General features: G+C 64.4%; 23 protein-coding genes. 9 read left to right on the top strand and 14 right to left on the bottom strand.

Annotated features, from left to right (window positions below; genetic code table 11):
* Nucleotides 1-273: 273 nt before the first annotated feature.
* Entirely contained in the window at nt 274-483 is a 210-nt protein-coding gene (locus QJT78_RS27925) for a hypothetical protein (protein ID WP_008137787.1), read from the bottom strand.
* A 30-nt stretch (nt 484-513) separates the two neighbouring features.
* Complete coding sequence (locus QJT78_RS27930) at nt 514-2148, bottom strand: isocitrate lyase (RefSeq protein ID WP_028148625.1); 1635 nt, start codon at nt 2146-2148, stop codon at nt 514-516.
* Nucleotides 2149-2389: 241 nt separating this feature from the next.
* On the opposite strand from QJT78_RS27930, the gene QJT78_RS27935 reads away from it, so the two are divergent.
* Nucleotides 2390-3835, top strand: a complete 1446-nt coding sequence (locus QJT78_RS27935) for a short-chain fatty acyl-CoA regulator family protein (protein WP_028148624.1) — start codon at nt 2390-2392, stop codon at nt 3833-3835.
* A 147-nt stretch (nt 3836-3982) separates the two neighbouring features.
* Here QJT78_RS27935 and QJT78_RS27940 read toward each other — a convergent pair whose 3' ends face one another.
* Nucleotides 3983-4276 carry an antibiotic biosynthesis monooxygenase gene (locus tag QJT78_RS27940; protein ID WP_014497428.1) on the bottom strand — a complete coding sequence of 98 codons (294 nt, stop codon included), beginning with the start codon at nt 4274-4276 and terminating at the stop codon, nt 3983-3985.
* A 224-nt stretch (nt 4277-4500) separates the two neighbouring features.
* On the opposite strand from QJT78_RS27940, the gene QJT78_RS27945 reads away from it, so the two are divergent.
* Together QJT78_RS27945 and QJT78_RS27950 are read left to right on the top strand one after the other, a co-directional pair.
* A complete protein-coding gene (locus QJT78_RS27945) occupies nt 4501-5295 on the top strand; it encodes a hypothetical protein (protein ID WP_038952914.1) in 795 nt (264 codons plus the stop codon).
* Nucleotides 5296-5457: 162 nt separating this feature from the next.
* Nucleotides 5458-5808, top strand: a complete 351-nt coding sequence (locus QJT78_RS27950) for a hypothetical protein (protein ID WP_028148622.1) — start codon at nt 5458-5460, stop codon at nt 5806-5808.
* A 230-nt stretch (nt 5809-6038) separates the two neighbouring features.
* Here the strand turns inward: QJT78_RS27950 and QJT78_RS27955 are convergent, their stop codons facing one another.
* Both QJT78_RS27955 and htpX read right to left on the bottom strand, forming a co-directional pair.
* Nucleotides 6039-6680 (bottom strand): tetratricopeptide repeat protein, encoded by a 642-nt coding sequence (locus QJT78_RS27955; RefSeq protein WP_028148621.1) that lies wholly within the window; start codon nt 6678-6680, stop codon nt 6039-6041.
* Between the two features lie 149 nt (nt 6681-6829).
* Nucleotides 6830-7786 carry a zinc metalloprotease HtpX gene (htpX, locus tag QJT78_RS27960; RefSeq protein ID WP_028148620.1) on the bottom strand — a complete coding sequence of 319 codons (957 nt, stop codon included), beginning with the start codon at nt 7784-7786 and terminating at the stop codon, nt 6830-6832.
* Nucleotides 7787-8120: 334 nt separating this feature from the next.
* Between htpX and QJT78_RS27965 the strand changes: the two genes are divergently transcribed.
* The 3 genes from QJT78_RS27965 (at nt 8121) to QJT78_RS27975 (ending at nt 11465) form a co-directional block, all read left to right on the top strand.
* A complete protein-coding gene (locus QJT78_RS27965) occupies nt 8121-9422 on the top strand; it encodes a lytic murein transglycosylase (protein WP_028148619.1) in 1302 nt (433 codons plus the stop codon).
* 265 nt (nt 9423-9687) lie between these two features.
* Entirely contained in the window at nt 9688-10191 is a 504-nt protein-coding gene (locus QJT78_RS27970; RefSeq protein ID WP_038944586.1) for a DUF1993 domain-containing protein, read from the top strand.
* A gap of 173 nt (nt 10192-10364) precedes the next feature.
* Nucleotides 10365-11465, top strand: coding sequence for an alkene reductase (locus QJT78_RS27975; protein WP_038944587.1), 1101 nt, complete (start codon nt 10365-10367; stop codon nt 11463-11465).
* 200 nt (nt 11466-11665) lie between these two features.
* Here the strand turns inward: QJT78_RS27975 and QJT78_RS27980 are convergent, their stop codons facing one another.
* From QJT78_RS27980 to glpD, 7 genes are all read right to left on the bottom strand, one after another.
* On the bottom strand, nt 11666-13408 hold the full coding sequence (locus tag QJT78_RS27980; protein WP_038937251.1) for an ABC transporter substrate-binding protein: 1743 nt from the start codon (nt 13406-13408) through the stop codon (nt 11666-11668).
* Between the two features lie 130 nt (nt 13409-13538).
* Nucleotides 13539-13868, bottom strand: coding sequence for a DUF2160 domain-containing protein (locus QJT78_RS27985; protein WP_028148616.1), 330 nt, complete (start codon nt 13866-13868; stop codon nt 13539-13541).
* Nucleotides 13869-13878: 10 nt separating this feature from the next.
* Nucleotides 13879-14685: a carbohydrate ABC transporter permease gene (locus tag QJT78_RS27990; protein ID WP_028148615.1), complete on the bottom strand. Its 807-nt coding sequence runs from the start codon at nt 14683-14685 to the stop codon at nt 13879-13881.
* Nucleotides 14685-15656 (bottom strand): sugar ABC transporter permease, encoded by a 972-nt coding sequence (locus tag QJT78_RS27995; RefSeq protein WP_028148614.1) that lies wholly within the window; start codon nt 15654-15656, stop codon nt 14685-14687. Before QJT78_RS27995 ends, QJT78_RS27990 begins: the two co-directional genes overlap by 1 nt.
* The gene (locus tag QJT78_RS28000; RefSeq protein ID WP_028148613.1) at nt 15656-16741 is read right to left on the bottom strand and encodes an ABC transporter ATP-binding protein; all 1086 of its coding nucleotides are present in this window, start codon (nt 16739-16741) and stop codon (nt 15656-15658) included. The genes QJT78_RS27995 and QJT78_RS28000 overlap by 1 nt, the downstream gene beginning before the upstream one ends.
* A 14-nt stretch (nt 16742-16755) precedes the next feature.
* The gene (locus QJT78_RS28005) at nt 16756-17832 is read right to left on the bottom strand and encodes an ABC transporter ATP-binding protein (RefSeq protein WP_028148612.1); all 1077 of its coding nucleotides are present in this window, start codon (nt 17830-17832) and stop codon (nt 16756-16758) included.
* On the bottom strand, nt 17829-19379 hold the full coding sequence (gene glpD, locus QJT78_RS28010) for a glycerol-3-phosphate dehydrogenase (RefSeq protein WP_028148611.1): 1551 nt from the start codon (nt 19377-19379) through the stop codon (nt 17829-17831). The genes QJT78_RS28005 and glpD overlap by 4 nt, the downstream gene beginning before the upstream one ends.
* 229 nt (nt 19380-19608) lie before the next feature.
* Between glpD and QJT78_RS28015 the strand changes: the two genes are divergently transcribed.
* Both QJT78_RS28015 and QJT78_RS28020 read left to right on the top strand, forming a co-directional pair.
* Nucleotides 19609-19890 carry a type II toxin-antitoxin system Phd/YefM family antitoxin gene (locus QJT78_RS28015; RefSeq protein ID WP_028148610.1) on the top strand — a complete coding sequence of 94 codons (282 nt, stop codon included), beginning with the start codon at nt 19609-19611 and terminating at the stop codon, nt 19888-19890.
* Entirely contained in the window at nt 19887-20312 is a 426-nt protein-coding gene (locus QJT78_RS28020) for a type II toxin-antitoxin system VapC family toxin (RefSeq protein WP_028148609.1), read from the top strand. The genes QJT78_RS28015 and QJT78_RS28020 overlap by 4 nt, the downstream gene beginning before the upstream one ends.
* A gap of 4 nt (nt 20313-20316) precedes the next feature.
* Here QJT78_RS28020 and QJT78_RS28025 read toward each other — a convergent pair whose 3' ends face one another.
* Together QJT78_RS28025 and QJT78_RS28030 are read right to left on the bottom strand one after the other, a co-directional pair.
* Nucleotides 20317-21162, bottom strand: coding sequence for a DeoR/GlpR family DNA-binding transcription regulator (locus QJT78_RS28025; protein ID WP_028148608.1), 846 nt, complete (start codon nt 21160-21162; stop codon nt 20317-20319).
* 91 nt (nt 21163-21253) lie between these two features.
* Complete coding sequence (locus QJT78_RS28030; RefSeq protein ID WP_028148607.1) at nt 21254-21952, bottom strand: HAD-IA family hydrolase; 699 nt, start codon at nt 21950-21952, stop codon at nt 21254-21256.
* 154 nt (nt 21953-22106) lie between these two features.
* Here QJT78_RS28030 and QJT78_RS28035 point away from each other — a divergent pair, with 154 nt between their 5' ends.
* Nucleotides 22107-22571: a nuclear transport factor 2 family protein gene (locus QJT78_RS28035; RefSeq protein ID WP_028148606.1), complete on the top strand. Its 465-nt coding sequence runs from the start codon at nt 22107-22109 to the stop codon at nt 22569-22571.
* The last annotated feature ends 41 nt before the right edge of the window (nt 22572-22612 follow it).

Here is a 22612-nt window from a genome sequence, read left to right on the forward strand (position 1 = left end):
AACGTCCTGCCTGACCGGCTACTGCTGTTCAGCGGCGCTGACGGCGATCATCAGGTGGGGGAGTTTCAAGTGACCATACCCGGGGGATTTTGACCGACCCACGGGGCCAAAAACAGACGATCCCACCCGGCTTGCGCCGGATGGGACCCTCCGTCCTTGGACGTTTCTTGATCCGATCGTGATGCGATCACGCATCACGATCTAATTTTGTTTGAGCATGATCTTCTCGGAAAACCGGTTCCCACTTTTCCGGATCATGCTCTAAGGCAGCCGTCAGGCCGAGACCCGCGACGGCTCTTCCACGATCGAGAAGCGGACGCCGGCCTTGTGGCGGTTCTCTTCCGAGACCGAGCGCCAGGCATCCTCGGCTTCCTTGCGGGTCTTGAACGGACCCTGCACCTGGGCGGAGCCTTCCACGAGCTTGTGGAAGTTCATCGAACCGAACTCGCCGCCGATCACCCAGAAATTGCTGCCTTTGGTCATTGTCAGTCTCCTCTTGGATAGCGTGGTGCGTTAGCCGAACTGGTTCATCGTGTTGTGGGCGCCGCCCGCCTTCAGGGCAGCCTCGCCGGCGAAGTATTCCTTGTGGTCGTCGCCGATGTCGGAGCCGGCCATGTTCTGATGCCTGGCGCAGGCGATACCCTGGCGGATCTCGGCGCGCTGCACGTTCTTCACGTAGCCGAGCATGCCCTGGTCGCCGAAATATTCCTTCGCCAGATTGTCGGTCGAGAGCGCCGCCGTGTGGTAGGTCGGCAACGTGATCAGGTGGTGGAAGATGCCGGCACGCTTGGCTGAGTCGGCCTGGAAGGTGCGGATGCGCTCGTCGGCTTCCTTCGCCAGCGGCGTGTCGTCGTATTCCGGCTTCATCAGCTCGGCACGATTGTACTTGCTGACGTCCTGGCCGGCTTCCTTCATTGCGTCGTAGACCTGCCAACGGAAGTTGATGGTCCAGTTGAACGACGGCGAGTTGTTGTAGGCCAGCTTCGCGTTCGGAACCACCTTGCGGATCCGGTCGACCATCTTGGCGATCTGCTCGATATGCGGCTTCTCGGTCTCGATCCAGAGCAGGTCCGCGCCGTTCTGCAGCGAGGTGATGCTGTCGAGCACGCAGCGGTCTTCGCCGGTGCCCGGGCGGAACTGATAGAGATTGGACGGCAGCCGCTTCGGACGCATCATCTTGCCGTCGCGGTTGATGATGACGTCACCGTTGCGGGCGTTCGCGGCCGTGACTTCCTCGCAATCCAGGAAGCTGTTGTACTGGTCGCCGAGGTCGCCGGGCTTGTGGCTGACGGCGATCTGCTGCGTGAGGCCGGCGCCGAGCGAGTCGGTGCGGGTCACGATGACGCCGTCTTCGACGCCGAGCTCGAGGAAGGCGTGGCGGCAGGCGCGGATCTTCGCGATGAACACCTCGTGCGGCACGGTGACCTTGCCGTCCTGGTGACCGCACTGCTTCTCGTCCGAGACCTGGTTCTCGATCTGCAGCGCGCAGGCGCCCGCCTCGATCATCTTCTTGGCGAGCAGATAGGTCGCCTCGGCGTTGCCGAAGCCCGCGTCGATGTCGGCGATGACGGGCACGACATGGGTCTGGAAGTTGTCGATCTTCTCGATCAGCTCCTTCTCCCTGGTCTTGTCGCCTTCCTTGCGCGCCTTGTCGAGGCTGCGGAAGATGTCGTTCAGCTCGCGCGAGTCGGCCTGACGCAGGAAGGTGTAGAGCTCTTCGATCAGGGCGGGCACCGAGGTCTTCTCGTGCATCGACTGGTCGGGCAGCGGTCCGAACTCGGAGCGCAGCGCCGCGATCATCCAGCCGGACAGATACAGATAGGTGCGATCGGTCTTGCCGCCGAAGTGCTTCTTGACCGAGATCAGCTTCTGCTGCGCGATGAAGCCGTGCCAGCAGCCCAGTGACTGCGTGTACTTGGTCGGATCGTTGTCATAGGCCGCCATGTCGGCCCGCATCAAAGCCGCGGTGTAGCGGGCGATGTCCAGGCCGGTCTTGAAGCGGTTCTGCAGGCGCATGCGCGCGACGGCCTCGGCGGACACCCCGTTCCAGGTCGGCTGGGTCTTGAGGAGCGCCTGGGCCGCCTCGACCTCGCTCTGATACGAGGCCGGGCTCTGCAGGGCGTTGATGCCACGGGGCTGGTAATTCATCTGCTCGATCCTTTCGCTGATGACAACTCAACTTGTTATCGACATTTTTGACAGTGCATTGCGAAATGCGTGTCATGAGCTAAACGCCAGAAAGCGAAGTTCGTACAGAGGCCTTGTATTCGAATGGTGATGTCATGTAACATCAGAACATGTAATAGATGTTATTATGTAAATCTTGTAAAGATTATAGGTCAATAAGACTGTCCTTGATGTGCTTGTCATACCCTTGGGAGATCTGAAAGTGCCCGCCGTCTCGGGGAAAAAGCTGTTCGTCGGCCCGCGCTTCCGGCGGATCCGGCAGCAATTGGGGCTGTCGCAGACCCAGATCGCCGAGGGGCTCGGGATCTCGCCGAGCTACGTCAACCTGATCGAGCGCAACCAGCGCCCGGTAACGGCGCAGATCCTGCTGCGGCTGGCCGAGACCTATGACCTCGACCTGCGCGACCTCGCGACCGCCGACGAGGACCGCTTCTTCGCCGAGCTGAACGAGATCTTCTCCGACCCGCTGTTCCGCCAGATCGACGTTCCCAAGCAGGAACTGCGCGACCTTGCCGAACTCTGCCCCGGCGTCACCCATGCGCTGCAACGGCTCTATGCCGCCTATGCCGAGGCCCGCCAGGGCGAGACCTTGGCCGCGGCGCAGATGGCCGACCGCGACGTCGGCACGCGCTATGAGGCCAATCCCGTCGAGCGCGTGCGCGAGCTGATCGAGGCCAACCGCAATTATTTTCCGGAGCTGGAGCAGGCCGCGGAGACGCTTCGCGACGAACTGAACGTGCCGGCCGAAGGGCTCTATGCCGCGCTCGCCGCACGCCTGCGCGAAAAGCATTCGATCCAGACCCGCATCATGCCGGTCGACGTGATGCGCGAGACGCTCAGGCGTTTCGACCGCCATCGCCGCCAGCTCTTGATCTCCGAGCTGGTCGATCCGCCCGGCCGCGCGTTCCAGCTCGCCTTCCAGCTCGGCCTGGGCGAATGCGCGCAAGCCCTGGAGACCATCATCGGCCGCGCCGGCCCGCTCGACGACGCGCCGCGCCGCCTGTTCCGCATCACGCTCGCCAATTATTTTGCGGCGGCCGTGATGATGCCCTACCCGGCCTTCCTCGCCGCGGCGGAGGCCTTGAACTACGACATCCACGTGCTGGCGCAGCGCTTCAATTCCGGCTTCGAGCAGGTCTGCCATCGCCTCACCACGCTGCAACGGCCGAACGCGCGCGGCATTCCGTTCTTCCTGCTGCGCGTCGACAATGCCGGCAACGTGTCGAAACGCTTTTCCTCCGGCACGTTCCCGTTCTCGAAATTCGGCGGCACTTGTCCGTTGTGGAACGTGCACTCGACCTTCGACACGCCGGATCGCCTGTTGAAGCAGGTGATCGAGTTGTCCGACGGCACGCGCTATTTCTCGATCGCGCAGATGGTGCGCCGCCCCGTCGCGCCGCATCCGCTGCCGCAGCCGCGCTTCGCCATCGGCCTCGGCTGCGAGATGCGTCACGCCGCTCGCCTCGTCTACGCCTCCGGCCTGGATTTGGAGAAAACGGAGGGCACGCCGATCGGCGTCAACTGCCGCCTCTGCGAACGCGAAAACTGCGCCCAGCGCGCCGAGCCGCCGATCACGCGCACGCTGATTTTGGATGAGACGACGAGAAGGGTGAGCTCGTTCGCGTTCTCGAATGCGAGGGAATTATGAGCCCACGCTCTCTCATCCGTCATGGCCGGGCTTGACCCGGCCATCCACGCGTTTCCGCATGCAAAGAAGAACGTGGATGCCCGGGACAAGCCCGGGCATGACGACCGAATATGCGCCGCCGCTTCCCACTATCGACAGCGAGGCGCCTCACGCCAGCGTATGCACGATCACCGGCCCGGCTGCGGCGCTCGCATGCCCTGCGAGCAGCGGCCCCAGATCCTTCTCGATCCAGGCGATCGCGCGCCGGTTCGCCTCCTCCGCCTGCTCGAACTTGTCGAAGATGGAGATCGCAGTGACCGTGTCGTCGCCGGCATAGACGACATAGTAGGCACGGAAACCGTCGACGTCGCTGATGATCGGAACGGCGCCGTCCTTGATGCGGCGCGCCAGCTCTTCGGCGCTCCCGCTTTTCGCCTTGGCCTGACGGATGGCGGCATACATGGCATCCTCCTCCGGCTATTGCTGTCGGGCATGTGCCCGGCTTCGATCCTACGCCGAAGCGCGCGACCAATCCACGCTTGGTTAACCCGGCACTAATCCATTCCCGCGATCTGCAACCAACGGTTAAGCACGCCTCAACATCGGTGCCTTAGTCTCGCCCCACTCACTTTTCGCAAACGGCGGTGGCCTATTCTGCCGGGTGAAGTGACATCAGGGGGTTCATCATGCGCGTTGCGCTGCTGCTGACCGCGACCGTTGTGGGCGCGCTCTTCGCCAATCCGTCCCATGCCGGATCGCTCGACGCGTCGGCCGGGGCAGCGCAGGCGCTGCCGCCGGGTTTCCAGAGCTACCGCGGCTACATGTTCGACCTGACGGAGAATTCCGAGCGCAAGGACGTCGACAAGCTCACCGACAATCTGAAGCAGCAGATCGATGTCGTCGAAGCTTCCGGCCTGTCGCCGCGCGTGCCGCGCTTCTTCCACACCGTTCCGATCGTCGCGAGCGAGCTCGCCTGCCTCGACGAAGGCGCCGCGACCGCGTGCTACGGCCGGGTCACGCCGGACATCCAGCGCACCGCACCCCGGGCGCTGACGGTCTGGGACCCCGACAAGCAGCGCTGGACCAATCCGAACGCCGTCGACCTCGCGGTCGATTCGGGCCTCGGCGTGATCATGCTGCGGCCGGACATGATGCGCTACGAGAAGGAAGCCGTGCTGCTGCACGCCTATCACGCGCGGCTGCTGCCGGACGGCTACGCCAACAAGGGCGTGATTGGCTATTTCGCCCTTGCCAAGTCCAAGGACCTGTTGCCCAAGGAATCCTATGCGATGAAGAATCCCATGGAATTCTTTGCCGTGACCGCCAGCATCTTCCTGGCCGGCAAGAGCGAATTCCACGACCCGAAGTCGCGCGAGGCGCTCAAGGAGAAGATGCCGGACTATTACAAATATCTGGTCGGCGTGTTCGGCTTCGACCCCGATCCGGCACCGGCGAGCGGACCGGTTGCCTCGCTGAAATAGGGCGCCTGCGCCAAGCCACCCCAGAAAGCCGCGCAAAAATGCGCGGCTTTTTTGGTTTGGTAACCGGAAGCTGCGGATGACGCGCCGCCGGGAATTGCCAAGGCGGGGCCCGATCTGCATAGTCCCGCCCGCATCGATACCGTTTTAAGAGGATAGAACAACATGGCGGACGCCGACCTGGATGTCGTGATCCGGCAACTGGCCAGACAGCTGCATACGGGCCTTTTGACCCGCGCCAAGGAGCGCCGGGATCGCTTCAACGGCCTTGCGGCCAAGGCCAAGGGCAAGGAGACCGGCGACCGCTTCAAGATGATGGCGAAGGCCACGATGGAGCAGGCCACCGCCGCCGCCAAGCGCCTCCAGATGTCCGCCGACAACGTCGCCGACAGCTACGCCCGCTCGATGCGCCTCGTCGCCAGCACGCCGATCCCGGCGAAGGTGGAGAAGAAGGCGAAGGAGAAGCCGGTGAAGAAGGCCAAGGCGAAGAAGGCAAAAGCCAAGAAAGCGAAGTAGCCGCCTCTTTCTTCCTTCTCCCCTTGCGGGAGAAGGTGGCATAGGCGGCCTTCGGCCGCCGTTCTTAAGAACGCCGAAGCGAAGCTTCGGCTATGGCGCTGGATGAGGGGTTGCTTCCGCGCGCAACACTGTTCGTGAGGATAGATACCCCTCACCCGTCTCGCCGCTATCGCGGCGAGCCACCCTCTCCCGCAAGGGGAGAGGGGAAGAGCCCGCAGCTCTAGATATCTCTACCGCCTTGGCGCGGGGGCCTGGTTCGGCTCGGCGCTCGCGAGCTCAGCGAGCTTGGCGCGGGCTGCGTCGCGGGTGCGGCCGTCCTTGCCGGCCGGCAGCGCGAGAGCCGCTTCGAAATCGGCGCGGGCGTCGTCGGCCTGGCCGCGGGCGAGGAATGCAAGGCCACGGTCGAGGCGGGCCTGCGCATCCGACGGGTCGAGACGGACCGCCGTGTTGTAGCTCAGGATGGCGCGATCGAGATCGCCGGTGGCGGCGAGCGCGAGACCGCGCTGGTAATAGGGCGCGGCGTGCCTGGGATCATGCGCGATCGCCTCGTCGTAATCCTCGATGGCAAGCTCTAGGTCGCCGTTCTGCCGGCGCGCCTGCGCCCGGTCGCGATACAGCGAGGCGCGGTTGGGATTGAGGTGGATGGCCTCGTCGAAATCCGCGATCGCCCGCCGCCAGTCGCCGTGGCGCAACGCGATCCGTCCGCGCCCTTCATAGGCGAACGCGATCAGCGATCCCCGCAGCGGCGAGAAGCCGATCACCGCCGAGCAGATGTCGGGCTCGTCCTCGTCCCCGCAATTGACGACCGTGTGCGTGGACAGGCCAATGAGCACGCCCAGGACGATCAGCAATGGTACCGCAGCTTTGGTCATCTTCGACCGTGGCAGGCAGAGGACCGGCCACGCATCCCCTTTCGAAGGAACTGTCTCGCCATGGTGTTAACACCGGCCGGGACCATCCTCTGTGCGCCAGGTCACAAAAGCTGGTCACAAAGCCGGGCGCAATTCCGGCCGGTTCCGCGTCAGCCCCAAGGGCCACGTGACGGGCCACCTGAAGGACCGCGCGAGGACGACTGGCCCCACGGGCTCCGCGGCGGGTAGTTTTCGTTGGCGCCGACCGACGGCGATGCCTGCACGCCGAGCTCGGCCGCGAGCTGCTGGAGCGCCGCGATGCGGTTCTGCGTCGAGGGATGGGTGGCGAACAGATTGTCCACGCCATGGCCCGACAGCGGATTGATGATGAACATGTGCGCGGTCGCGGGATTTCGTTCCGCATCGTAGTTCGGGACCTGATGCGCGGCGCCTTCGATCTTCAGCAGCGCCGACGCCAGCCACATCGGCTGGCCCGCAATGCGCGCGCCGAAATTGTCCGCGGCATATTCGCGGGTGCGGCTGATCGCCATCTGCACCAGCATGGCGCCGATCGGGGCGAGGATCATCATCAGGATCGAGCCGACGATGCCGGGTCCGTTGTTGTCGCGATGGCCGCCGAAGAACATGCCGAACTGCGCCAGCATGGAGATCGCGCCGGCGATGGTCGCGGTGATCGTCATCAGCAGCGTGTCGTGATGCTTGATATGTGCGAGCTCGTGCGCGATCACGCCGGCAAGCTCCTCGCGGCTGAGCTGGTTCATCAGGCCGACGGTGACGGCAACCGCAGCATTCTCGGGATTGCGGCCGGTCGCGAACGCATTGGGCTGCGCCTCGTCCATCACGAACACGCGCGGCATCGGCAAGCCCGCGCGGCCCGCAAGCTCGGCGACGAGCCCGACCAGCTCCGGCGCGCTGGCGCGGTCGACCTCATGGGCGCCGTACATGCGGAGCACCATGCGGTCGGAGTTCCAGTAGGTGAAGAGATTGGTCGCGGCGGCAATGACGAGCGCGATCATGGCGCCGGTGGCGCCGCCGATCAGATAGCCGACGCCCATGAACAGGGCGGTGAGGCCGGCGAGCAGCATTGCGGTACGCAGATAGTTCATGGCCGTCTCCCAGGGCGGCCGCAGGCGAGCCATCGGCCGGCGCTATTCAGGTAGGGATGACCCCGGCCCGGGTGCAAGGTTTCAAGGTGCGTCGCGGGGCCGCGGCTATGCCCGACATTGCATTTCCGTCATGCCCGGGCTTGTCCCGCCTTCGCGGCCGAAGCCGCTTCGGCGCGGCGAAGGCCCGGGCATCCACGTTCTTCCGCTACACAAGGCCCGAAAGGCGTGGATGGCCGGGACGAGCCCGGCTATGACGAAGGGATGGTTTGAGGCGCTCAATTCACTTAAGCTTCAGCAAGATTCCACACGCGCCCTTCTCCCCGCCGGAAACCTCATGCTCCAGACCCGACTTGCGATCGCGGCCGCCGCTCTGCTCACCTTCGCCCTCCCCGCCTCCGCCCAGTTCGCGCCACCACCCGCCAAGCCCATCGCGCCCAAAGCCACAACCCCGTCGCCGCGCGCGGCCTCGTGCCACAATGGCGCGAGCTTCGATCGCTTCCTGGCCGACGTGAAAAAGCAGGCCGTTACCGCCGGCGTATCGCAGCGGACGATATCGGAAGCCTCGCCCTATCTCGTCTACGACCAGGGCATCGTCAACCGCGACCGCGGCCAGCGCGTGTTCGGCCAGCTCTTCACCGAATTTGCCGGCCGCATGGCCGCGCCCTATCGCATGCAGAACGGCCAGCAGCACATCAAGAACCATGCGGCTGCGTTCGCGCGCGCCGAAAAGGAATACGGCGTGCCGCCAGCGGTGATCGCTGCGTTCTGGGGCCTCGAGAGCGATTTCGGCGTCAACATGGGCAATCTGCCGACGCTGAAATCGCTGGTGTCGCTGGCCTATGACTGCCGGCGCTCGGAGATGTTCGTGAACGAGACCATCGCCGCGCTGAAGATCATCGACCGTGGCGATCTCACACCCGACGAGATGGTCGGCTCCTGGGCCGGCGAGCTCGGGCAGACGCAATTCCTGCCCGTGCATTACGTCAACTACGCTGTCGACTATGACGGCGACGGGCGGCGCGATCTCTTGCGCAGCGAGGACGACGTGATCGGCTCGACCGCGAACTACATCGCCAACGGATTGAAGTGGCGGCGCGGCGAGCCGTGGCTCGAAGAGATCAAGGTGCCGCAAAACCTGCCATGGGATCAGACCGACCTCACGGTGCAGCAGCCGCGCTCGAAATGGGCGCAGTTGGGGGTCACCTATCCCGACGGCCGTCCGCTGCCGAACGACAATCTCGCGGCGTCCGTGCTGCTGCCTATGGGACGCAACGGTCCTGCGTTCATGGCGTATGCGAATTTCGCGGCCTACACCGAGTGGAATAACTCGCTGATCTATTCGACCACCGCGGGTTATCTCGCCACCCGCATCGCGGGCGCGGCTCCGATGCGTAAGCCGGCCCAACCGGTCGCGCAACTGCCGTTCAACGAGCTCAAGCAATTGCAGCAGCTCCTGGTCCAGGCCGGCTTCAATGTCGGCAAGGTCGACGGCGTGCTGGGCCAGCAGAGCCGCGCCGCCGTGAAGGCGATGCAGATCAAATACGGCCTGCCCGCCGATTCCTGGCCGACCGCCGAGCTGCTCGCGCGGATGCGCGGCGGCACGGCCCAGGCGCAGCCGGCGGGGATGATCCGCTAAATAATCTATCCGTCGTCATGCCCCGCGAAAGCGGGGCATCCAGTACGCCGCGGCATTTCGGTTCGATCACAGCCGTCTCGGCGTACTGGATCGCCCGGTCAAGCCGGGCGATGACAGCGAGGGTGTGGTTGCGACGACACCGTGGGTGCGGCACGTAGAATTTTCGCACCGCACAAGCCGCTCTCGCGATTGTAATTTTCTGTGATGCTCCCATGTGAGTGGCTCAGGTTTCTCCTGAGATTTCCCATTCACAAGCGAGCATCACATGTCCTTCCACGACGCCGTCGTCCCCGCGTACTTGCAAATGCTGAACAGCCTCACCGGCCTGCTCACCAAGGCCGAGGCGCATTGCGCGGCCAAAAAGATCGACCCGGGCGTCCTGCTCGGCTCGCGCCTCTTCCCGGACATGCTGCCGCTGTCGAAGCAGATCCAGCTCGCCAGCGATTTCGCCGCCAAGGGCTGCGCCAGGCTGACCCATAGCGAGGTGCCTTCGATGCCCGACACGGAAAAGACGTTTGAGGAGTTGAAGCAGCGGCTCGCCAAGACGATCGACTACGTGAAATCGTACAAGCCGGAGCAGTTCGAAGGCGCCGACACCAAGGACGTGACCTTCCCGGCGGGCCCGGACCGGACCATGACGCTCAAGGGCCAGCAGTTCTTCAGCGGAGTCTCGCTGCCGAACTTTTATTTCCACGCCACCACCGCTCACGGCATCATGCGTCACAACGGCGTCGAGATCGGCAAGCCCGATTTCCTCGGCGCGAACTGAGGGATCGCAGGCCGTGGCATCGCAAATCCGCTGTCATGGCCGGGATTGCACATGAATCATGCTACGCGGGCCAGGCCGCGTAGCTCGCTTGCACTTTCCGTATGGCCCCTCCCTTGCGCCTGATGTCGCGATGCACAAGTGTTTGTGATCTCTCACCGCCTGGAAGCATTCCCATGAGCCGCCCGACCAAATTGCTAGAGACCTACAAGCTCGGCCCGATCACGCTGGCCAACCGCCTCGTGATGGCGCCGCTGACGCGCAACCGCGCCGCGCCCGGCACGCTCGTGCCGAGCCCGCTTGCCGCCGATTATTACGGCCAGCGCGCCTCCGCAGGTCTCCTGGTCACCGAAGCGAGCCAGATCTCACAGCAGGGCCAGGGCTACCAGGATACGCCCGGCATCTACAGCAAGGACCAGGGCGCCGGCTGGCGCAAGGTCACCGACCGAGTGCACGAGCGCGGCGGCAAGATCTTCATCCAGCTCTGGCATGTCGGCCGCATCTCGCATGTCGATCTCCAGGCCAATGGCGCAGCCCCGGTGGCGCCGAGCGCGATCCGCGCCAAGGGCAAGACCTTCGTGAACGGCACCTTCGCCGACGTCTCCGAGCCCCGCGCGCTCGAGCTCTCCGAACTTCCCGGCATCATCGACGACTTCAAGCGCGCCACCAAGAATGCGCTCGAGGCCGGTTTCGACGGCGTCGAGATCCACGGCGCCAACGGCTATCTGCTCGACCAGTTCGTGAGGGACGGCGCCAACAAGCGCACCGATGCTTACGGCGGCTCCATCGAAAACCGCGCGCGGCTGATGCTGGAGGTTTCCAGGGCCGTTGCCGCCGAGGCCGGCGCCGACCGCACCGGCATCCGTATCTCGCCGGTGACGCCGGCCAACGATCTCTCCGACTCCAATCCGCAGGCCTTGTTCGATCACATCGTCGACGGCCTCAGCGCGCTCAAGCTCGTCTATCTGCACGTGGTCGAAGGCGCTACCGGCGGCCCACGCGACATCGCCCCGTTCGACTATGCGGGCCTGCGCAAGCGCTTCACCGGCGCCTACATCGCCAACAACGGCTACGACTTCGATCTCGCGAGCAAGGTGCTGGACGCGAATGCAGCCGATCTCATTGCGTTCGGCAAGCCGTTCATCTCCAACCCCGACCTCGTCGAGCGGCTGAAGACGGGCGCGGCGCTGAACGATTGGGACAAGAACACGTTCTACGGCGGCGGCGCCAAGGGCTACACGGATTATCCGACGCTCGCGGCCGAGCCGGCGGAGTAGTCTCCACCCATGACGCTGTCATGCCCCGCGAAGGCGGGGCATCCAGTAACCACCGGCAGCGAGATCTAATCGCGGGGCCGCGGCGTACTGGATCGTCCGCCTTCGCGGACGATGACACCGAGAATGTGGAACGTATGTGCCACAAAGAAAAAGGCCGGGATCGCTCCCGGCCTTTCGTGTTTGATGACGCTACGCGCCGCTTACTTCGCTTCCGCGCGCTTGGGCGGGGACGCCGGCCACGACTTGATCAGCGTGTCGTAGTCGACCGTCTCACCCTTCGGCTTCTCGTTGGCGAGCTTGCGCTGCGGCGCGATGGTGCCGTCCTTCTGGGCCTTGGCGTACCAGTACTCGGCCGTCTCCTTCTTGTGCAGCTTCGGACCGCAGGCGCCCTGCACGCCGGACTTCTCGAGGCGCTCCATGACGGAGTCCTGAGCGGCCGCGAGTGCATCCATCGCGGCTTGCGGCGTCTTCGCACCGGACGACGCATCGCCGATGTTCTGCCACCACAGCTGCGCGAGCTTCGGATAGTCAGGCACGTTGTTGCCGGTCGGGGTCCACTGCACGCGCGCGGGCGAGCGGTAGAACTCGATCAGGCCGCCGAGCTTCGGCGCACGCTCGGTGAACGACTTGTCCCAGATGTCGGATTCACGAATGAAGGTGAGACCGACATGGCTCTTCTTCAGCGACACCGTCTTGGAGACGATGAACTGGAGATAGAGCCAGGCCGCCTTGCGGCGGTCAGCCGGGGTCGACTTCAACAGCGTGAGCGAGCCGGCGTCCTGGTAGCCGAGCTTCATGCCTTCCTTCCAGTACGAACCGTGCGGCGACGGAGCCATACGCCATTTCGGCGTACCGTCCGCGTTCATCACGGCGATGCCCGGCTTCACCATGTCGGCGGTGAAGGCGGTGTACCAGAACATCTGCTGGGCGATGTTGCCCTGAGCCGGCACGGGACCGGACTCGGAGAAGGTCATGCCCTGGGCCTGCGGCGGAGCATACTTCTTCATCCACTCGAGATACTTGGTGATCGAGTAGACCGCGGCCGGACCGTTGGTGTCGCCACCACGCTCGACCGAGGAACCGACCGGACGGCAGCCTTCCATGCGGATGCCCCATTCGTCGACCGGCAGACCGTTCGGAATGCCCTTGTCACCGTTGCCGGCCATCGACAGCCAGGCGTCGGTGAAACGCCATCCGAGCGAGGGGTCCTTCTTGCCATAGTCCATATGGCCGTAGACCTTGACGCCGTTGATCTCCTTGATGTCGTTGGTGAAGAACTCGGCGATGTCTTCATAGGCCGACCAGTTCACGGGCACGCCGAGCTCGTAGCCATACTTGGCCTTGAACTTGGCTTTGTAGTCCGGGTTGGTGAACCAGTCGTAGCGGAACCAGTAGAGGTTCGCGAACTGCTGGTCGGGCAGCTGATAGAGCTTGCCGTCCGGCGCGGTGCCGAACGACTTGCCGATGAAGTCGTTGACGTCGAGCTGGGGATCGGTGACGTCCTTGCCCTCGCCGGTCATATAATCCGACAGCGCGATGGTCTGGCCGTAGCGGAAGTGCGTGCCGATCAAGTCGGAGTCATTGATCCAGCCGTCGTAGACGTTCTTGCCGGACTGCATCTGGGTCTGCAGCTTCTCGACGACGTCACCTTCCTGGATGATGTCGTGCTTGAGCTTGATGCCGGTGAGCTCGGAGAACGCCTTTGCCAGCGTCTGCGACTCGTATTCGTGGGTCGCGATGGTCTCGGAGACGACGTTGATCTCCATGCCCTTGAAGGGCTCGGCGGCCTTGGCGAACCACTCCAGCTCCTTCTTCTGCTCGTCCTTCGACAGCGTCGAGGGCTGGAATTCCGCAATCCACTTCTGGATCGCGGCGTCGTCGGCGGCGCGGACCGGCGCCGAGACGGCGAACGACACCGCAACGATGGCGGCGGCGCTGGACATGGTCAGAAAGCTATTCTTGGTCAATGGACCTTTCCTTCTCCTAAACTGTCGCATGTTGTTCCTCCGTTGCAGCGACAAAATTTTATACAGGCCCGGGTTGCCCCCGGATCTGGCCGTCCCTTCGCGAGCTTCAGACCGTGCGAAAAATGAGCACGGCCGTGGCCAGCGAAATTCCACTTGCGAGCCACAGGCTCGAAATCTCAAAACCTTCCTCGCCGATCGGCAGGGTGGCGAGTGTATTGGTGCCGGCGAAGGCGATCCACAGAAGGTGGATGACGGCCGCCGTGATCAGGGCGATGAACAGCCGGTCGCCCCGCGTCGTCGGAATGCTGAGCACGCCGACGCGCTCGGCTTCGGGATAGACCGCGGCGAGGTACGTCATGACCGCGAGGGTGCAGGCGAGCGCCACGAAGAAGATCGCGGTCGGCAGCGTCCAGGCCATCCATGCAATAGATTCCATCGATGCCTCCCTAGACCCGACCGAGCGCGAAACCGCTCGCGATGTAATTGCGGACGAACCAGATCACGAGTGCGCCCGGGATGATGGTCAGCACGCCGGCTGCGGCCAGCAGGCCCCAGTCCATACCCGCAGCCGACACCGTACGCGTCATGATCGCCGCGATCGGTTTTGCCTGCACCGAGGTCAGCGTCCGCGCGAGCAGGAGCTCGACCCAGGAGAACATGAAGCAGAAGAAGGCGGCGACGCCGATACCGCTCGCGATCAGCGGCACCAGGATCTTGATGAAGAAACGCGGGAAGGAATACCCGTCGAGGAAGGCGGTCTCGTCGATCTCGCGCGGTACGCCGGAGACGAATCCTTCGAGGATCCACACCGCGAGCGGAACGTTGAAGATGCAGTGCGCGAGCGCGACCGCCCAGGGCGTATCGAACAGGCCGATCGCCGAATAGAGATTGAAGAACGGTAGCGCATAGACCGCCGCCGGCGCCATGCGGTTCGACAAGAGCCAGAAGAACAGATGCTTGTCGCCGAGGAAGCGGTAGCGCGAGAACGCATAGGCCGCGGGCAGCGCCACCGAGATCGAAATGATGGTGTTGATGACGACGTACTCGAGCGAGTTGATGTAGCCGGAATACCAGCTCTCGTCGGTGAAGATGCGCCTGTAGTGCTGCAGCGTCGGGGTATGCGGCCACAGCGTCATCGTCGAGACGATTTCCGCGTTGGTCTTGAAGCTCATGTTGACGAGCCAGTAGATCGGCAACAGCAGGAAGATCAAAAACAGCCCCATGATGAGGCGGCGGCCGGGAATCGAATGCATCAGGCCACTCCTTCCTTTGGCTTGAGCGCGGGCGCAGGCTGGAGCGCGCCTGCGGGCTTGGGCTCCGCCGCGGGCTCCTCCACGTGCGCCTTACGCTCGGCGCCGGCATTGGTCATGACGGTGTAGAAGATCCAGCAGACGATCAGGATGATCAGATTGTAGACCAGCGACAACGCGGCGGCCTTGCCGAGGTCGAACTGGCCGAGCGCGATCTTGACCAGCTCGATCGAGACGAAGGTGGTCGAGTTGCCGGGACCGCCGCCGGTGACGACGAACGGCTCGGTGTAGATCATGAAACTGTCCATGAAGCGCAGCAGCACCGCGATCAGCAGCACGCGGTTCATCTTGGGCAACTGGATCGCCTTGAACACGGCCCAGCGCGAGGCGCCGTCGATCTGCGCAGCCTGATAATAGGCTTCCGGGATCGACTTCAGGCCGGCATAGCAGAGCAGCGCAACGAGGCTGGTCCAGTGCCAGACGTCCATCACGATGACGGTGATCCAGGCGTCGACTGCGTTGGACACGTAGTTATAGTCGAGGCCCATCGCATTGAGCGTATAGCCCATCAGACCGATGTCGGGCCGGCCGAAGATCTGCCAGATCGTGCCGACCACGTTCCACGGAATCAGCAGCGGCAGCGCGAGGATGACAAGGCAGGCCGCGACCGTCCAGCCCTGGCGCGGCATCGACAGTGCGACGACGATGCCGAGCGGCACCTCGATCGCGAGGATCACGGCCGAGAAGAACAGGTTGCGCCCGAGCGAGGCCAGGAAGCGGCCGCCGAGATCGGTCGAGGGATCGAGCAGTTCCTTGAACCAGCCGACGCCGTTCCAGAAGAACTGGTTGTTGCCGAAGGTGTCCTGCATCGAATAGTTCACGACCGTCATCAGCGGCAGCACCGCCGAGAAGGCCACGACCAGGAACACTGGCAGCACCAGGAACCAGGCTTTTTGGTTGACGGTCTTGTCCATCAGGCGGCTCCCTCCACCAGAAGGCTGTCGGCATAGACGTGGACATGCGCCGGATCGAATTTCAGCCCGGCGGTACCGTCCGCGCTGGTGAAGCCCGCCGGCGCGCGCGCCGCGATCTTGGCCTCGCCGATGCGGACGCGCGCGAAGCGGATGCGGCCGAGGTCGTCGATGCGGTCGATCTTCGCACTGAGCAATCCGGGTGCAGGCGCGACGGCATCGACGAACTCCGGACGCACGCCGATCTCGATCTTGGCGCCGGCAGGCAGGCTGTCATAGCTGCGGTTGAGCGCGATGACATTCCCGCCGATGCGCGCCTCGCGACCCTTCACCTCGGCCGGCAGGATATTCATGCCGGGCGAGCCGATGAAATAGCCCACGAAGGTGTGCGCCGGCTTGTCGAATAGCTCGGCGGGCGTGCCGCTCTGCACCACGCGGCCGTCATGCATGACGACAACGGTGTCGGCGAAGGTCAGCGCCTCGGTCTGGTCGTGGGTGACGTAGATCATCGTGAGGTCCAGCTCGCGATGCAGCGCCTTCAGCTTGGAGCGAAGCTGCCATTTCAGCTCGGGATCGATCACGGTCAGCGGCTCGTCGAACAGCACGGCGGCGACGTCGGAGCGGACCAGGCCGCGGCCGAGCGAGATCTTTTGCTTGGCATCCGCCGTGAGGCGCGTCGCCTTGCGATTGAGATAGGGCTCAAGGTCGAGCAGGCGGCCGATCTCGGCGACGCGCTTGTCGATCTCGGCCTTCGGCACGCCGCGGTTCTTCAGCGGAAACGCCAGGTTCTGCCCCACCGTCATGGTGTCGTAGATCACCGGAAACTGGAACACCTGCGCGATGTTGCGCTTCTGGGTTGACAGCGGTGTGATGTCCTGGCCGTCGAACAGGATTTTCCCCCGCGACGGCGTGATGATGCCGGAGATGACGTTGAGCAGCGTGGTCTTGCCGCAGCCGGACGGCCCGAGCAGCGCGTAAGCACCGCCCTGCCGCCAGGTCATGGTCACCGGCTTCAGCGCAAAGCTTTCCTGCGGCGCATCATTGCCGCCGTAGGAGTGGGCGAGATCGACGAGGTCAATGCGAGCCATAGCGCATCTCCCCCTTACGAACTCGGCGCGGCGACCAGACGGTCGGCCGCGTCGAAGACGAAGACATCATTGGGATTGAGCACGGCATCGATGGTCTGGCCGGGCTCGAACTCGTGCACGCCGTGCAGCACCGCCACCCAGTTCGATCCGTCGCGGGTCAGGTGCACGAAACTCTCCGAACCGGTGATCTCGGTCACCGTCACCGTGGCGTGGAAGGCGTGGCGCTCGGCCTCGCCATTGGCGAGGGCGAGCTGATGGGCGCGGAAGCCGACGCGATAGGCGCCGTCGGCGAGCGATGAATAGAGACCGGAGGCCGGCGCGGCGATGCCGCCCGCATATTGCACTGAGCCGTTCTTCTTCTCGATGCCGACGAGGTTGAGCGGCGGATCGGAGAACACCTGGGCGACACGCAGCGTCTGCGGACGGCGGTAGACGTTCGGCGTCTCGCCGATCTGGAGCGCCTGCCCCTCCCACATGCAGACCGTGTTGCCGCCAAGCAGCAGCGCCTCGGTCGGCTCGGTCGTAGCATAGACGAAGATCGCGCCGGACGCCTCGAAGATGCGCGGCAGCTCGGTCCGCAGCTCCTCGCGCAGCTTGTAGTCGAGATTGGCGAGCGGTTCGTCGAGCAGCACGAGATCTGCGCCCTTCACCAGCGCGCGCGCCATCGCGGTGCGCTGCTGCTGGCCGCCGGAGAGCTGGAGCGGCGTGCGTTTCAGGAACGGCTCGAGCCGGAGCAGCCGCGCGGCTTCCGCCACGCGCTTCTCGATCTCCTCGCGCGGCTTGCCCTGCACGCGCAAGGGCGAGGCGATGTTCTCGTAGACCGAGAGCGAGGGGTAGTTGATGAACTGCTGATACACCATCGCGACCGAACGCTGGCGCACGTCGACACCGGTGACGTCCTTGCCGTTGACCAGCACCTTGCCCGAGGTCGGCTTGTCGAGGCCGGCGAGCAGCCGCATGATCGAGGTCTTGCCCGACAGCGTCGGCCCGAGCAGCACGTTGAGCGTGCCACTCTCGAGCGTCAGCGAGACGTCGCGGATGTGGGGTATCCCCTCGACGGTCCGGGTCACATGATCGAGCGTCACGGTCATGGGCGTCCTCCCGCTTCCAGCAGGGGACTTTGCGGCACAGTGTGGGTTGCAATCCAGTCGTTCAATGCAGCGATCTCATCGGCAGATAGTCGCAGGCCAAGCTTGGAGCGGCGCCAGACGATGTCTTCCGCCGTGACCGCCCATTCATTGGCCATGAGGTAGCGGACCTCGCGCTCGGTCAGCGTCGCGCCAAAGGCCTGGCCCAGATCGGCCGCCGATTTTGCATCGCCGAGCAGCTTGATGGCACGGGTGCCGTAAGCGCGGGCGAGACGCCGGGCGTGCTCGAGGCTGAGGAAGGGATAGCCGCGCTGGAGCTCGGCGATCAGGCCGTCGACGTCGGACACGCCCATGTCGCCGCCGGGCAGCGGCCATTTGCCGGTCCAGCCTTCGCGCGCTTTCGCACTGCGAAGATAGGGCGCGAGCCGTTCCAGCGCCTCTTCGGCGAGCCGGCGGTAGGTCGTGATCTTGCCGCCATAGATCGAGAGCAGCGGCACGCCGCCGGGTGTGTCGAGCTCGAATACGTAGTCGCGGGTCGCGGCCTTGGCTTCGCTGGCGCCGTCATCATAAAGCGGTCGCACGCCGGAATAGGTCCAGACCACGTCCGCTGAAGTCACCGGCTTGGCCAGATACTCGCTCGCGGCGGCGCAGAGGTACTCGATCTCTTCGGGCGTCGCCTTCACCTTGGAGGGATCGCCGTCATAATCGCGATCGGTGGTGCCGATCAGTGTAAAGTCGTCCTGGTAGGGGATCACGAAAATGATGCGGCCGTCCGCGTTCTGGAACATGTAGGCGCGGTCGTGGTCATAGAGTTTCTTGACCACGATGTGCGAGCCCTGCACCAGGCGCACCTTGGCTTTCGCATTCACCCCGGCGCCGCGGCCGAGCACATCCTCGACCCAGGGGCCGCCGGCATTGACCAGCGCGCGGGCCTGGACCTGCGAACGCTCGCCGGTCAGCGTGTTGACCATGCTGACGGTCCAGATGCCGCCGGATTGCTTGATATCCGTCGCGCGGGTGCGGGTACGGATCTCGGCGCCCTTGTCGGCGGCATCGCGCGCGTTGAGCACGACGAGACGGGCGTCGTCGACGAAGCAGTCGGAATATTCGAACGCGCGGCTGTAGCGGTTCGGGATCAGCGGACGGCCAACCTCGTCGCGCCTGAGATCGACCGAACGCGTCGCCGGCAGCAGATGACGGCCGCCGATATGGTCATAGAGGAAGAGGCCGAGGCGCAGCAGCCAGGCCGGGCGCAGGCCGGCGTGATGCGGCAAAACGAAACGCAGGGGACGGATGATATGGGGCGCGATGCCCCAGAGGATCTCGCGCTCGATCAGCGCCTCGCGGACCAGGCGAAACTCGTAATATTCGAGATAGCGCAGGCCGCCATGCACCAGCTTGGTCGACCAGGACGAGGTCCCGCTCGCCAAATCGTTCATTTCGCACAGGAAGACTGTGTTGCCACGGCCCACCGCGTCGCGCGCGATGCCGCAGCCGTTAACACCGCCTCCGATAATGGCGAGGTCGAAAATACGCTCCAACAGACGCATCCCCCGGCGACCGCTCGTTCCTTCGAGCGACTACTTTCGTTTTTGATTAGAACACACCAAAAAACGAAAGCAAGATGAAAGAGAGGCGAAAGGAAGTGAAAGAGGAACTTTCTCGTGGGCAATTCGCCATGCGAATGGGCACATCTGGTGCCAATCCAAACCGCAATACGAACTTGAATAGTCACGTAGAGCCTATATAGTCAAAGTAGTCATATTGGTTATATTCGACATGACAGACCGCAGCACCGCCCCCGATTCGCCGCCGACTGACACGTGGACGCTCGCCAATGCCAAGGCACGCCTGTCCGAGGTGGTCGATCGCGCCCAAACTGGCCCCCAGATCATCACCCGACACGGCAGGCCCAATGCCGTGGTCGTTTCCGCGGATGAATGGGCGCGAAAGACGGCGCGCAAAGGCACGCTGGCCGAATTCCTGCTGGCTTCGCCGCTGCGCGGTGCCGACCTCGAGCTTGAACGGGTGCAGGACGAACCGCGCGACGAGATGCCGTGAACCTGCTCCTCGACACCAACGTGCTGTCGGAGGTTCAGCGGCCGGCGCCTTCCCCGAAAGTCCTGGCATGGCTCGATACGGTCGATGAGGATCGCGCGTTCATCAGCGTTGCCTCAATCGCCGAGCTTCGCCGCGGTATCGCCCTGCTGGATGATGGCCGTCGGCGCGCCGCACTGGCCGCTTGGCTCGCCCATGACCTGCCGGCTCGGTTCACGCAGCGCATCCTGCCGATCGACCACGCGGTCGCCGAGCGCTGGGGCGACCTGATGGCGCAGAGCCGTCGCAATGGCGTCGCGTTGTCCGTGATGGACGGCTTCTTTGCGGCCACCGCGCTCGCCAACAATCTCACGCTCGTCACACGCAATGTGAAGGATTTTGCGGCCTTCGGCGTTCCGCTGCTCAACCCATGGAGCGACGCCTAAGCCGCTATCTCAGCCGCACCACCGGCGCGGCTTCCGGTGCCGCATCCTGAGCATCGGTCGTCGCATCATCGATATCCGCCCCCTTCGGCATCGCCGCCATCACCTCGATGCCCTTGCTGTGGCAGATGGTGGCGAGGCGCTCGGGCAGTTCCTGGTCGGTTACGAAGGTCTGGATCTGGGTGATATGGGCGATGCGCACCGGCGCGCTGCGGCGGAGCTTGGTGGAGTCGGCAACCAGCATGACGCTGCGGGCATTGGCGATGATGGCTTGCGCCACCTGCACCTCGCGATAGTCGAAGTCGAGCAGCGCGCCCTCCTCGTCGATCGCGGACGCCCCGATGATGGCGTAGTCGACCTTGAACTGGCCGATGAGCTGCGTCGCGGTCGAGCCGACCACGGCACCGTCGGCCCGCCGCACCGTGCCGCCGGCGACCACAACCTCGATGCGGGGATGGCGGTAGAGCAGCATCGCGACGTTGAGATTGTTGGTGATGACGAGGAGGTCCTCGTGCGAGGTCAGCGCGCTCGCCACCTCCTCGGTCGTGGTGCCGATGTTGATGAAGAGCGAGCAGCCGTTCGGGATCAGCGAGGCGGCCGCAGCCCCGATCGCCTTCTTTTCGTCGGCGGCGACGAACCGCCTCGCCTCGTAGGCGAGGTTTTCGACGCCGGAGGCGATGATGGCGCCGCCGTGGATACGGGTCAGCGAGCGGCGCTCGCAGAGATCGTTGAGATCCTTGCGGATCGTCTGCGCCGAGACCTCGAACCGGCGCGCGAGCTCCTCGACCATGACGCGCCCCGAGGCGCGCGCGATGTTGAGGATTTCGGCTTGGCGATGGGTCAATCCGGTCACGGCGATGGCCTCAAATCAGGAAGGCGCATGGTGCGGCGGCTCGCACGTTCGGTCAATGCGCTCGGCGATCACGGTTAACGGACAAGGCCTCTCACCATGCCATCGCGGCGGCGAGACGCGCGAGCAGTTCCGGATCGTCGAATGCGCTGGCGGAGGCAACCGCGCCGGCGCCAACAAGGTCGGCATGGCTGAGGCTCGTCCGGATGCCGATGGTCGGAATGCCGGCGGCCGTCGCCGACTGCACGCCGGAGCGGGAATCCTCGAACGCGATCGAAGCCGCCGCGCTGCCGCCGACGAAACGCAGCCCCTCCTGATAGGGCAGCGGGTGCGGCTTGCCGTGCGGCAGCTCGTCACCGATCACAAGCGCCCTGAAGCGGTGCGTGATGCCGAGACCGGAGAGCAACAGCTCGGCATTAAGACGCGGCGCGTTGGTCACGGCGACCATGGGAATGCCGGCGGCGTCCGCGCGGTCGAGCAGCGCCATCAGACCCGGAAGCGGCTCGATCTGTCCGGCGACGAGTGTGCGGAAGACGACCTCCTTCTCCCCGAGGATCACGGCGCGCCGTTCCACGGTTTCGTCGGGCAGAAAGCGCTCGCCGATCGACGCATTGGCGAAGCCTTGCAGCTCCCTGGAGAAGCGCGCGTGATCGAACACATGGCCGCGCGGCCCAAGCACCTGGTTGAACGCCTTGAGATGCAGCGGGTCGGTGTTGGCCAGCGTGCCGTCGATGTCGAACAGCAGCGCCCTGCTCGTCACTTGCCCCTGCGCCTGCCCTTTGGCCTCGATCATTTCCGTACTTTCCCGAATGCACGATGCATCAATGCGAAACACGTATCAATGCAGCCCCGATCGCGCAATGACGCATCGACATGACCGCCACGCGACACTCGACAAAGTCGCGCGCGGCTGCAACACTCCGCGCAAGATCAAAAAGGAGGAAACGATGACGATCAACCGACGCGATCTGGCTCTCTCGACTCTTGCCGTCTCAACCCTTGCGGTCTCTGCGCTCGCTCTCGCACCGGCGCTGGCCGCTTCGGCGGACGAGGAAGCCGTGGCAAAGAAGGTCGAGGCCTTCCGCCTCGCCCAGATCGCGGCCGATCCCAAGGCGCTCGGCGCGCTCTGCGCCGACGAGGTGAGCTACAGCCATTCCAACGGCAAGGTCGAGGACAAGGCGACCTTCGTCGCCAACGCCACCGACGGCAAATCAAAATTCCTGTCGATCGAGTACAAGGACCCGACCATCAAGGTCATCGGCCCCGCCGCGATCGTGCGCTTCCACTGGCTGGGCGAGCAGGAGATGGCGGCCGATGGGAAAAAAGTGTCGACCAATCTTCACATCCTGATGAACTGGCAGAAGCAGGGCGACGATTGGAAGCTGCTGTCGCGGGCGGCAACGAAGTTGTGATGAGTCTTGCCCTCTCCCCTTGCGGGAGAGGGTGGCTCGCC

It is taken from the genome of Bradyrhizobium sp. Mp27 (genome assembly GCF_029953005.1).
GTDB lineage: Bacteria > Pseudomonadota > Alphaproteobacteria > Rhizobiales > Xanthobacteraceae > Bradyrhizobium > Bradyrhizobium barranii.